General features: G+C 65.0%; 12 protein-coding genes. 7 read left to right on the top strand and 5 right to left on the bottom strand.

Annotated features, from left to right (window positions below; translation table 11 throughout):
• Positions 1–32 precede the first annotated feature (32 nt).
• From CH262_RS00540 to CH262_RS00510, 7 genes are all read left to right on the top strand, one after another.
• Entirely contained in the window at positions 33–1,241 is a 1,209-nt protein-coding gene (locus CH262_RS00540) for a DUF5336 domain-containing protein (protein WP_094716658.1), read from the top strand.
• A gap of 72 nt (positions 1,242–1,313) precedes the next feature.
• Positions 1,314–2,783: a cell division protein PerM gene (locus CH262_RS00535; RefSeq protein ID WP_179274879.1), complete on the top strand. Its 1,470-nt coding sequence runs from the start codon at positions 1,314–1,316 to the stop codon at positions 2,781–2,783.
• A gap of 79 nt (positions 2,784–2,862) precedes the next feature.
• Positions 2,863–3,477, top strand: coding sequence for a phosphoribosylglycinamide formyltransferase (gene purN, locus CH262_RS00530; protein WP_032371247.1), 615 nt, complete (start codon positions 2,863–2,865; stop codon positions 3,475–3,477).
• Positions 3,474–5,030 (top strand): bifunctional phosphoribosylaminoimidazolecarboxamide formyltransferase/IMP cyclohydrolase, encoded by a 1,557-nt coding sequence (gene purH / locus CH262_RS00525; protein ID WP_094716656.1) that lies wholly within the window; start codon positions 3,474–3,476, stop codon positions 5,028–5,030. The genes purN and purH overlap by 4 nt, the downstream gene beginning before the upstream one ends.
• A 472-nt stretch (positions 5,031–5,502) precedes the next feature.
• Positions 5,503–6,051 (top strand): endonuclease domain-containing protein, encoded by a 549-nt coding sequence (locus CH262_RS28000; RefSeq protein WP_256988598.1) that lies wholly within the window; start codon positions 5,503–5,505, stop codon positions 6,049–6,051.
• A gap of 116 nt (positions 6,052–6,167) precedes the next feature.
• Positions 6,168–7,553, top strand: a complete 1,386-nt coding sequence (locus CH262_RS00515; RefSeq protein ID WP_094716654.1) for a sigma 54-interacting transcriptional regulator — start codon at positions 6,168–6,170, stop codon at positions 7,551–7,553.
• Positions 7,553–9,499, top strand: coding sequence for a vWA domain-containing protein (locus tag CH262_RS00510; protein ID WP_094716653.1), 1,947 nt, complete (start codon positions 7,553–7,555; stop codon positions 9,497–9,499). Before CH262_RS00515 ends, CH262_RS00510 begins: the two co-directional genes overlap by 1 nt.
• Here CH262_RS00510 and CH262_RS00505 read toward each other — a convergent pair whose 3' ends face one another.
• The 5 genes from CH262_RS00505 to rpsN form a co-directional block, all read right to left on the bottom strand.
• Positions 9,500–10,072, bottom strand: coding sequence for a DUF1707 SHOCT-like domain-containing protein (locus CH262_RS00505; protein ID WP_048319430.1), 573 nt, complete (start codon positions 10,070–10,072; stop codon positions 9,500–9,502).
• 25 nt (positions 10,073–10,097) lie between these two features.
• Positions 10,098–10,562: a hypothetical protein gene (locus tag CH262_RS00500; RefSeq protein ID WP_027496026.1), complete on the bottom strand. Its 465-nt coding sequence runs from the start codon at positions 10,560–10,562 to the stop codon at positions 10,098–10,100.
• A 46-nt stretch (positions 10,563–10,608) separates the two neighbouring features.
• Complete coding sequence (locus CH262_RS00495) at positions 10,609–11,535, bottom strand: AEC family transporter (protein ID WP_032381729.1); 927 nt, start codon at positions 11,533–11,535, stop codon at positions 10,609–10,611.
• Between the two features lie 80 nt (positions 11,536–11,615).
• Positions 11,616–11,870 (bottom strand): 30S ribosomal protein S18, encoded by a 255-nt coding sequence (gene rpsR, locus CH262_RS00490; RefSeq protein WP_008719028.1) that lies wholly within the window; start codon positions 11,868–11,870, stop codon positions 11,616–11,618.
• A 14-nt stretch (positions 11,871–11,884) separates the two neighbouring features.
• Positions 11,885–12,190, bottom strand: a complete 306-nt coding sequence (gene rpsN / locus CH262_RS00485) for a 30S ribosomal protein S14 (protein ID WP_027496028.1) — start codon at positions 12,188–12,190, stop codon at positions 11,885–11,887.
• Between the last annotated feature and the right edge of the window lie 3 nt (positions 12,191–12,193).

Here is a 12,193-nt window from a genome sequence, read left to right as displayed (position 1 = left end):
TGGGTACGGCACTATCAGGATGAGGAGACGCGATGACCTACTCGCCCGGCAGCCCTGACAACGGGGGCTCCAACTCTGGCGGCTACGGCGGAGGCGGACCGTCCTACGGCCCCCCGTCCACGCCGAATCAGTCCACGCCCAATCAGCCGTCGTCCGGTGCCTACACACAGCCCGGTCAGAACCAGCCGTTCCACCAGCCGTCGGTATCCAACCCGTTCGGCCCGCCCGTGCCAGGAACGTCCGCACCGAGCGGGTCCGCGCCGGGCACGTCCGGGCACTCGACGAAGTCGTCCGGTACCGGGCTCGCGCAACTGCCGAAGATCCTGACCTTCGTGGTGCTCGGTCTCGGTATCGTCAACTTCCTGCTCGGCCTGCTCGATTTCGTCACCGCCGAAGTGTCGTCGTCCGAGCAACTGCCCAGCGGCATCCAGACCTCGTTCAGCACCAACTTCTTCGAGTCCGGTGGAAGTGCGGCCTCCATCGCGTTTCTGCTCGCCGCGGGTCTGATCGCAGGTGCATCGCTGCTGCAGAAGGACGCCCGAAACCAGGCCGTGGTCGCAGCTCTGGCCATCGCCGGATTCCTGGTGCTCGTCTTCCAATCGTTCAGCCTGCCCAGTGCCGAGGGCAACGAGTTCGCCAGCACCACCAGTTCGCTGGGGATCGGAGCGATCCTTGTGCTCGTGCTGGGCTTCGTGCAGGCAGCGGCCGCTGTGGTTGCGCTGCTGCTCGATGCAGGCATCGTCAAGGCTCCGGCACCCAAGCAGTCCGGCTTCGGGAACCAGGGTCAGCAGTCCGGTTACGGCCAGCAGAATCCGTACAACGCGCCGACGACGTCGTTCGGTGGACCGTCCGGACCGCAGAACTACAGCAACCCGCCGGCCTACGGTCAGGCCCCGTCGAACACAGCAGGCTCGTCGAACTTCGGGCAGGCGCCGAGTGGACAGACGTCCGGCCAGCACTCCTACGGTCCCGGCGCACAGTCGCCGTACGGCAATCAGCCTGCGCCCAACACCGGATCGCAGGGTGGCTACTCACCGCCGCCGTACACCGGTCCGAGCGGTCCGCCCGCTGGGCAGGCGTACCCGCCGAACCAGTACCAGTACGGCGGCCAGCCGTCCGGTTACGGTCAGCCGTCGAGCACACCCGACGAGTCCGAGTCGGGCGCACAGTCGACGCCGTACGGCGCACCGACTCAATCGTTCGGCGCGACTCCCGCGGAAGACGACAACAAGCGCGACTGATTTCGCACGTCACACTCGACTTCGCGGCGCGCCTGACCGGCGTGCCGCGTCGTTGATGCGAATCTCGTAGTGATGAGCGATCTATTGAACCGAGATACTCGACGCGCGGCCGCACGCAGTTCCCGTGTGAGCACCGGGCCTACGCCCGATCAGTCACGAACGCTCGCTGCAGTGGCCTTCAAAACCTCCGGGTTGGTGGTGGTCATCGCCACGACTCTGGTCCTGATCACCCTTGTCTCGGTCAACAGTGATCTCACCGGAACCCTCGGTGCCATCGCCGGTTCCTGGTTCGCGGCGCACCTGGTGCCGCTGAGTATCGGTGGCACGTCGATGGGCGTCGCCCCGATGCTTCCCACCCTCGTCGTCGCCTGGTCCGTCGCACGCACGGTTCACCACGCGGTGGACGAGACCACCGACCGCCGCATGGTCAGGTGGGTGTTCGCCGCGTCGATGGCCGGACCGCTCGCCGTCACGGCCATCGCTCTGGCCGTCGCCAAGGATGCGTCGACGGTCATCGGATTGTCGAGCCCCAACGCACTCGTCGCTTTCTCGTGGGTGGCCGGAGTACACGCAGCGGCTTCGGGCACCGGCTTGGTCCTGGCTCGCTGGGACACTCTGGTGATCGATCGACACCTTCCAGACTGGGTACGCGCACTCGTCGCGCCGCTCGTGCGGTCCGTTTCGGTGCTGACGGCAGGCGGCGCCGCCATCGTGCTGTTGGCTCTGCTCGCCTCCTGGGACACCGCCGGTTCACTGCTCGACAACGGACGCACCCTCGTCGGCATGCTGGGACTGACGGTGCTGTCGGTGCTGTACCTGCCGAACATCGTCCTCGGTGCCCTCGCCGTCGCGACGGGGTCTTCGGCGAGCTTCGGAGACGCAACGGTCAGCCTGTTCTCGACGACCGGCGGGCCGCTCCCGCCGCTCCCGATCCTGGCCGTCCTCCCCGAGGGCTCCGCGCAGACGATCTGGATCGTCATGCTCGTCGTTCCCATCGCAGCCGGGTTACTTCTGGGACGCGACTGCGCGATCCGAAGCGTGGACGTCCAGGTCGCGGTCTCCTCGGTGTGGGCCGTCGCTGCAGTCATGGGAGCACTCGCCGCGGTGTTCGGCTACGCCGCAGGCGGCAACCTCGGCACGTTCGGAACAGTCGAAGTAACCGTGTGGAGCTTCGCACTGTTGACCTTCACCTGGCTCGGCGTCGTCGGATCCGCTTCGGCCGCCCTCGTCGTGTGGCGTCGAGCAGACCCGGAACCCGACCACGAACCCCACGACCGATCCGGTACCGAGCAGCCTGTGCCGGCGACCGTGCCCGCAGCAGAACTGGCCATTCAACCGCCTGCGTCGGAACCGGACGAGGCTGTCGCGGACACCGTCGTCGAGGCCGAGGTCGTCGACGAGAAGCCGGTCGCGACAGTGGAAGCAGACGATCCGATCGCGGCAGACGCCGAATCCGAGGAACCGCTCGAAGCCGAGATCGTCGCTCCGCCCCCGGCCCAGGACGACGCGTCGAGCACTGCGGAGGACGGACCTGCCCGGTAGGGGCGCGGGTCGGAGCGACTAGGCTTTCTGCTGGCTCGAACGATCCCCTCGATACCTCAGGAGTAGTGCGCTGACTGCCTTGCGTGAGACACCCGCGCGGGTCGTCGTCCTCGCGTCGGGGACCGGCTCGCTCCTGCAGTCGCTCGTCGCCGCGACAACTGCCGAGGACTACCCGGCGCGCATCGTGGCCGTCGGAGTCGATCGAGAGTGCGCGGCCGCTCGTCATGCCGACGATGCCGCGATCCCACATTTTCGTATCGGCTTGCGAGACTTCGCCGATCGGGCGGCCTGGGATGAGGCGCTCACCGACGCTGCACTGGGGTTCGAGCCCGATCTGATCGTCACCGCAGGGTTCATGAAGATCCTCGGTCCTCGATTTCTCGACGCGTTCGCCGGCCGAATCGTCAACACGCACCCCGCGCTGTTGCCGTCGTTCCCGGGTGCGCACGCCGTTCGGGACGCGCTGGACCACGGCGTCAAGCTGACCGGTTCGACGGTGCATCTGGTCGATTCCGGTGTCGACACCGGGCCGATCCTGGCTCAGGAAGCCGTGCCCGTTCTCGACGGCGACGACGAAGCGGCATTGCACGAACGCATCAAGACTGTGGAACGACGGTTGCTGGTCGACGTGATCGCAGCGGTCGCAGCCAAAGGTGTCACCTCCGATGGACGAAAGGCTCAGATAATCCGATGAGTGAACGTAAAGCGGTGCGCCGCGCACTGGTCAGTGTCTACGACAAGACCGGACTGATCGAGCTTGCGACCGGTTTGCATGCCGCGGGCGTCGCTCTGGTGTCCACCGGATCGACGGCGAGCAAGATCGCCGACGCCGGAATCCCGGTCACCAAGGTCGAGGACCTCACCGGATTCCCCGAAACCCTCGAGGGTCGCGTCAAGACGCTGCATCCTCGCGTCCATGCCGGGGTCCTTGCCGACACCCGCAAGCCCGAGCACCTGGCTCAGCTGGACGAGCTGGGCATCGAGGCGTTCGAGCTCGTCGTGGTCAACCTGTACCCGTTCACCGAGACCGTCGCCAGCGGTGCGACACCCGACGAATGCGTCGAGCAGATCGACATCGGTGGCCCGTCGATGGTGCGCGCCGCAGCCAAGAATCACCCGTCGGTCGCGGTTGTCGTAGACCCGAGTCGGTACGACGACGTACTCACCGCTGTCTCCGGTGGCGGATTCACGCTCGCCGAGCGCACATCTCTTGCCGCGCAGGCATTTCAGCACACCGCGGCGTACGACGTCGCAGTGGCGTCGTGGATGTCGAGCGTCCTGACCCCCGACACCGAGACCGTTTTCCCGGAGTGGATCGGCGGCACCTGGGACCGCTCCGCAGTACTTCGGTACGGCGAGAACCCGCACCAGAAGGCTGCCCTGTACGTCGACTCCTCCGCTGCTGCCGGCATCGCGCAGGCCGAGCAGCTGCACGGAAAAGAGATGTCGTACAACAACTTCACCGATTCGGATGCCGCCTGGCGGGCAGCGTTCGATCACTCGGAGCCCACCGTCGCGATCATCAAGCACGCCAACCCGTGCGGAATCGCCGTCGGCACCGACATCGCCGAGGCGCACCGAAAGGCGCATGCGTGCGATCCGGTGAGCGCCTACGGCGGCGTCATCGCGGCCAACCGTGAGGTCACCGTCGAGATGGCCGAGCAGGTCGCCGAGATCTTCACCGAGGTCATCATCGCGCCGTCCTACGCCGACGGCGCACTGGGAGTGCTGCAGCGCAAGAAGAACATTCGAGTTCTGCTCGCAGAAGCGCCGCCCACGTCGGGCGTCGAACTCAAGCCGATCTCCGGCGGGGCACTGCTGCAGCAGAGAGACGTCATCGACGCCGACGGCGACGATCCGGCCAACTGGACCCTGGCTGCGGGCGAACCCGCCGACGAGCAGACCCTCAAGGATCTCGAATTCGCTTGGCGCGCAGGACGAGCCGTCAAGTCCAACGCAATTCTGCTCGCTCACGACGGCGCGTCGGTCGGCGTCGGAATGGGCCAGGTCAACCGCGTCGACGCCGCCCACCTCGCAGTCCAGCGTGCCGGGGATCGCGTCGTCGGTTCGGTCGCATCCTCCGATGCCTTCTTCCCGTTCCCCGACGGCTTGCAGGTCCTCGTGACCGCGGGTGTCAAAGCCGTTGTGCAGCCCGGTGGTTCGGTCCGCGACAACGAAGTGATCGCTGCAGCCCAGGACGCGGGCGTGACGCTGTATCTGACGGGTTCGCGGCACTTCGCCCACTAGCTGTTGTTCCGTCGAGATCGCAGTTGTGCAGCCTTTTACACCATTTCCGCTCGCATAACTGCGATCTCGGCGATCTGTGGATGACCGAATCGTTGTCCACAGATTGGCCTGCTGGCCGTTTCGAGGGGCTCGACCCTGCCAGGGTTGAGCGATGGGGATCGAGTCAGGACCGTTTCGTGGGTCGGTTGCAGTGCAGTCCGGTTCGTTGAGCCGTCACCGACTGAGCCGCGACTATGTACGAGTGTTCCGTGACACGTATGTGCCCACGGGAACCACCCTGGATGCGCGGACCCTGGCTGTGGCGGCATCTGTGTGCGTCGGCAACAGCGCAATTGTCGCGGGTACTTCGGCGGCCGCTATACATGGCGCGCGATGGGTCGACGCCTCGGTGCCACCCACTGTGCTTGCGCTGGAAAAATCACATTCATTCCTAGGGCTGATCCTCCGGCGCGATTCGATCGAGCCTGGCGGTGTGCTCGTTGTCGGCGGGGTGGCGGTGACCACCCCGGTGCGGACCGCGTTCGATATCGGGCGATGGGTTCCGCCACCGCAGTCCGTGATCTTCCTCGATTCACTCATGGCCGCGACCGGCCTCGAGCGGGATGCGGTGAGTGCATTCGCGTCACTGCGTCCAGGGTGTCGGGGTATCCGGGTGCTGCTCGACGCCCTCGGTCGGGTGGATGGAGGCGCGGAATCGCCGCAGGAGACGCGCACCCGACTGTTGTTGATCGATGCTGGACTTCCGAAACCCACCACCCAGATCGACATTCGAGATGCGCGTGGTCGATTTGTTGCGCGGATCGACATGGGGTGGGAGAGGTGGCGTGTCGGGGTGGAATACGAGGGGGTGCAGCACTGGCTCGACGAGCGTCAGCGGACCCGCGACATCGAGCGGTACGAGGACTTGCAGCAGTGCGATTGGCATATCGTTCGGGTCAATTCCGAACAACTCCGCCGTCGTCCCGACGAAGTCGTCCGTCGAGTTCGGGCCAAGCTCCGTGAGGCAGGAGCACCGGTCTAGCGAGATCGCAGTTGTGCAGGGGATTTGTCCAGTTCGGGTGGCATAAGTGCGAACTCGGCGGAACCACAACGGACCACTAGATGGCAGCAATCGTCAAACGCTCGTAGCGTGGAGAAGTGACCTCCACCAAACCTGGCATCTCCACTCTCGGCGAACTCAAGGCATCCGGACATCGGCAGCGGTCGATCAAGGAAGAGCTCCGCGAAAATCTTTTGACGGCGTTGCGTGACGGCGAAGATCCGTGGCCGGGGATCCTCGGCTTCGGGTCGACGGTGCTGCCGCAATTCGAGCGCGCGATTCTGGCCGGTCATGACGTCGTTCTGCTGGGTGAGCGTGGGCAGGGCAAGACGCGTCTGCTGCGTACCCTCAATCTGCTGCTCGACGAGTGGGTGCCGGTGATCGCCGGTGCCGAACTGGGCGAGCATCCGTACGAGCCCATCACCCCTGCGAGCATTCGCAGAGCGAAGGAACTGGGCGACGATCTGCCCATCGAGTGGCGGCACCGCAGCGAGCGGTACGCAGAGAAGCTCGCGACCCCGGATACTTCGGTGGCCGACCTCGTCGGCGATGTCGATCCGGTGAAGGTCGCCGAGGGCCGCAGCCTGGGCGACCCGGAGACCATTCACTTCGGTCTGGTTCCGCGGAGTCACCGCGGCATCGTGGCGATCAACGAACTTCCCGACCTCGCGGAGCGCATCCAGGTGTCGCTGCTCAACGTCATGGAGGAGCGCGACATTCAGGTTCGCGGCTACACCCTGCGGCTGCCGCTCGACGTCATGTTGGTGGCGAGTGCCAACCCCGAGGACTACACCAATCGCGGACGCATCATCACTCCGCTCAAGGACCGATTCGGTGCCGAGATCAGGACGCACTACCCGCTCGAGCTGGACGACGAGGTTGCCGTCATCGATCAGGAAGCGGACCTGCAGGCCGAAGTCCCGGCATACCTGCTCGAGGTGCTCGCTCGATTCACTCGACTGCTACGCGAATCGCCGTCGGTCGACCAGCGCTCCGGTGTCTCGGCACGATTCGCGATCGCCGCTGCCGAAACGATCGCTGCCGCAGCGGTTCACCGCGCCGCGATACTCGGCGAAGCGGACGCCGTGGCGCGGCCGGTGGACCTGGGAACGATCATCGAGGTGCTGCGCGGCAAGGTCGAATTCGAGTCGGGCGAAGAAGGCCGCGAAATCGAGGTCCTCGAACACATGCTGCGACGCGCGACGGCCGATACCGTCCGGGCACACCTGGGCGGCCTGAACCTCGCGGCGTTGGTGACGGCCGTCGAGACCGGCGACCCGATCGTCACCGGCGATCGCATCACCGCAAAGGCACTGCTCGACGAGCTGCCCGACGTATCCGTGATCGGCGACATCACCGAGCGGTTGAAGGCGACCTCGGACGGCGAGAAAGCAGCCGCCGTCGAACTGGCACTCGAAGGTCTGTACCTCGCGCGGCGAATCTCGAAGGATCCCGACGACGACGGCCAGACGGTGTACAGCTGATGCGTCGTTCCAGGTACGGGCGCTATCACGAGGGCCCGGATCCACTGGCTCCTCCCGTCGATCTGCGGGAGGCGTTGGATGCGATCGGCGAGGACGTCCTCGAGGGGGCGTCGCCTCGCCGGGCGTTGCAGGAGATGCTGCGGCGCGGGACGAAGAACATGCGCGGGCTCGACGACCTCGCGGCCCAGGCCGCCAAGCGTCGCCGAGATCTGTTGAAGCAGAACAACCTCGACGGCACGCTGCAGGAAGTGCGTGAGCTGCTGGACAAGGCAGTGCTCGAGGAGCGCAAGGCGTTGGCGCGTGCCCTCGACGACGATGCGCGGTTCCAGGAGATGCAGATCGGCGATCTGTCTCCGTCCACCGCCCAAGCGGTGCAGGAGCTCTCGGATTACGACTGGCGTTCGTCGGAGGGGCGCGAGAACTACGAGCAGATCAAGGATCTGCTCGGCCGCGAGATGCTCGATCAGAGATTCGCAGGCATGAAGCAGGCTCTCGAAGGTGCCACCGAGCAGGATCGTCAGGCCATCAGCGAGATGCTGAAGGACCTCAACGAACTGCTCGACGCCCACAACAAGGGCGAGAACACCGACGAGCAGTTCGACGAGTTCATGAACAAGCACGGTCAGCATTTTCCGGAGAATCCGAAGAATGTCGACGAGCTACTCGATTCACTGGCGGAAAGGGCTGCCGCCGCGCAGCGACTACGCAACTCTCTGACTCCCGAGCAGCGAGCCGAGTTGGATGCGTTGGCGCAGCAGGCCTTCGGTGATTCGAACCTGCTGGATCAGCTCGATCAACTGGATCAGAATCTGCAGCAGGCCCGGCCCGGTGAGGATTGGGACGGTTCGCAGAACTTCCGCGGAGAGAACGGAATGGGTCTGGGCGACGGTACCGGGGCCCTGCAGGACATTGCCGATCTCGAGAATCTGGGCAATCAGCTCTCGCAGCAATACAACGGGGCAGCGTTGGACGACATCGACGCCGACGCGTTGCTGAAGCAACTCGGACCGGAGGCTGCGGCCGATGCCCGGATGCTCTCCGAGCTCGAAAAGGCGCTGCAACAGCAGGGTTTCATGGACAAGGGTGCCGACGGTCAGTGGCGTCTGTCGCCCAAGGCCATGCGTCAGCTGGGGCAGTCGGCGCTGAAGGATGTCGCTGGAAAGCTGTCTCGACGCGGCGGCGAGCGAGATACTCGTAAGGCCGGCGCGATGGGTGAGCCGACGGGAGCGTCGCGCACCTGGGAATTCGGCGACACCGAACCGTGGGACGTGACCCGCACGGTCAACAATGCCGTCCTGCGTACGGCTGCACAGGGATCGGGCTTTCCGGTGCAGCTACAGGTGACAGATGTGGAGATCAGCGAGACCGAAACCCGAACGCAGGCTGCGGTGGCGTTGTTGGTCGACACGTCGTTCTCGATGGTGATGGACGGCCGCTGGGTACCGATGAAGCGCACCGCACTGGCTCTGAATCATCTGGTGAGCACTCGATTCCGCGGGGACGATCTGCAGCTGATCGGATTCGGCAGGCATGCACAGACTTTGACGGCCTCGGAGCTCGCCGGCCTGGACGGTGCCTACGATCAGGGCACCAATCTGCATCACGCGTTGATGCTCGCAGTGCGGCATCTGCGTCGTCATCCCAATGCGCAGCCGGTGGTCTTGATCGTCACCGACGGTGAACCGACGGCTCATCTGGAGCCGGACGGCCATGCGTATTTCGATTACCCGCCGTCGTCGAAGACGTTGGGTTTGACGGTGCGTGAGCTCGATACCGTCGCGAAACTCGGTGCGCAGGTGACGATTTTCCGTCTCGGTGACGATCCCGGTCTGGCCCGGGTGGTCGACAAGATGGCCGAACGGGTCGGCGGCAGGGTCATCGCGCCGGATCTGGACGGATTGGGTGCTGCGGTGGTGAGCGACTACCTCAAGCGTCGACGGTCGTAGTCACTTTTCTGCTGCCTTGATGTCCACCGAGACTCCGCCCCAGAAGGCGAGTCCGGTGATCACCACTCGGGGCGCACCGGGGTGAGTGGCGCTGACGTGCTCGAAACCGCCCATGATTCCGGTGCCGCGGACCTCGACGCCGATGCCGGGCGGCACCGTGATCTCGATGCCGCCCATGATCGCGACGCAGTTGATCGTGGTTTCCTGGGCCGAGAACGTCGCTCGACGTAGGTCGAGTTCCACTCCGCCCCAGAAAGCGAGCGCGTCGATGCGTGCGGCGACGGTCCATTCGCCTTTGCGAACCGATCCGCTCATGATCGCGATGGCCCGATCGGTCTGAGGCGCACCGGCGTGCGTCGTCTGCGGAGGTGGGGTGAGGGCCAGATCGTCGGTCAACAGGTCCAAGTCGCCGTAGGTCTTCGCTCGGTACGCCGCGGCCGTCCGCTCGTCGTACTCGGTGACGGTCAGTTGACCGTTGGCGAACGCGTCGCTCAGCAGCTGCGCCACGAGGTTGCGATCGGCATCGGCAGCGCGCACCGTACTTCGATTTCGGTCGGGTAGTTGGTCGCTCACCGGTCGGACATTACCGGCGACCGGGTCAGGCCGCATTCAGGATTGCGCGATGACCCAGCGGCGACGCCAGCGTGATCTGCATGGTGGCGTAGACGGCAACCATGATGCAGGACTTGTCCTCGGCGTCCGGTCTGGTCCCGGTCCGCAGTTCGATCGTGACGGCCGTATCGGTCTCGGTCACCGTCGCGTCGGCTCCGTAGCACTCGGGCGTGCCGGTGACGAAGTGCACCGCGATGGTGTTGGGGGAGACCTGGCTCCACGACTCGAACGGAGTGGTCGTCGCGCGAATCAGATCCGGGGTCGACTCGAACATCGTGCCGACGTCGCCGACGGGAACCTCGTGGGGCACGGGCGGCGCGCTCGGTTGCTGGACGAACCCGATGGGGGTGGTGGAGTTCGTTGTCGGTGTCGTCTCGTCGTCGTCACCGGCGGCGGTGCTGCAGCCGGCCAAGAGCAGGCACAGCATGACACCTGCAGCGAGAAACCTCATGAACCCAAAGTAGCGCTGGGAGCTGAGGAGAACCTTTGTGTTCGTCTCATGCCAGCAGCACCGTGACGAGTGCGATGACGGGTATCGAGACCAGGGTCGTGACGAATGCCGTGTCGCGGGCCAGAACGACCCCTCGCTGGTAACGGCTCGCGAAGACGAAGACGTTCTGCGCAGTGGGCAGTGCCGAGACGACGACGATGGCGAACAGGTCGTGCCCGTCGAGGCCGAAGACGAATCGGGCCATCAGATACCCGAGCAGGGGCTGCAGCGCCATCTTGAACAGGGTCGCCAGAGCCACGTCTCGTCGCGGGCTGATGCCCTTCTGCAGCACCCGCGCGCCGTACAGCGACAGTCCGAACGCGAGCAGTGCACCCGGAACGGACAGGTTGCCGACGAGTTGAAACGGCTGCATGAGCGCCTCGGGGAGCTCGAATCCGGTGATCGACAGTACGAGACCCGCGGCCCCGGCCAGCACGATCGGGTTTCGGAACGGCGTCGTGACCGTCTTGAACAGGGAGACCTCGTCGATCTTGGTGGAGATGTCGAGGACGGTCACGGCGATCGGCGTGTAGATCATGATCTGGAACAGCAGCAGGGGAGCGACGAAGTTGGCGTCGCCCAGAACGAACACGGCGATCGGGATACCGAGGTTCGCGGCATTGACGTAGGAGCTCGCGAGTGCGCCGACGGTCGCGTCGGGCACGGCGCGTTTCAGCGCGAGCTTCGCGATGACGAAGTAGATGGCCCCGACGAGCAGCGCTGTGGAACCGGCGACGGCAAGAACGGGGGACAGGATGACCGACAAGTCCGAATTGGCCAACGTGACGAACAGCAGCGACGGCGTCGCCACGAAGAAGACCAGTCGGCTCAGAACGAATTGGCCGTGTTCGCCGAGGATTTTCAGATGGGCGAGCAGGTAGCCCAGTGCGATGACGACGAAGATGACGGTGAAGCCTTCGAGAACGCCGGACATCGTAGAACTGCTCGTTTCTTGCTGGGAACGACAGAAAGGCCACGTAGCCCAGGGCTACGTGGCCTTTCTCGAAAGCTGATTCAGCGGCTGGTGAACGGCAGCAATGCCATTTCACGAGCGTTCTTCACTGCGACAGCGACCTGGCGCTGCTGCTGCGGGGTGAGCCCGGTGACCCGGCGGCTACGGATCTTGCCGCGGTCGGAAATGAACTGACGAAGAAGGTTGATGTCCTTGTAGTCCACCGTGGTGACCTTGGCGGCGTTCAACGGGTTCTTCTTCGGTCGACGACCCGCCTCTGCGCGGACCTTCTTCGACGGTGCTCTCTTGACTGCCATCTCTACCTTTTCCCTTACCAGCTCGACTTGTGGACGCCTGGCAGCTCCCCGCGGTGAGCCATCTCGCGCATCTTCACGCGGGACAGCCCGAATTTCCGTAGGTAACCGCGCGGACGTCCATCCGCAGCGTCACGATTGCGCAATCGTACCGGACTCGAATCGCGTGGCAGACGCTGCAGTGCCGCCTGGGCCTCCGCGCGCTCGGAATCGCTGCTCGAGGGCTTGCGAATGATCTCTTTGAGCTCTGCGCGACGCGTTGCCCAGCGGGCGACGACGACCTTGCGTTGCTCGTTCTTCGCGATCTTCGATTTCTTGGCCACCGG

Origin of the sequence: Rhodococcus sp. 05-2255-1e (assembly GCF_002259025.1) — a bacterium.
Taxonomy (GTDB): domain Bacteria; phylum Actinomycetota; class Actinomycetes; order Mycobacteriales; family Mycobacteriaceae; genus Rhodococcoides; species Rhodococcoides fascians.
The sequence above is the reverse complement of the archived record's forward strand: the minus strand, read 5'-3'. Positions and strand labels throughout refer to the sequence as shown.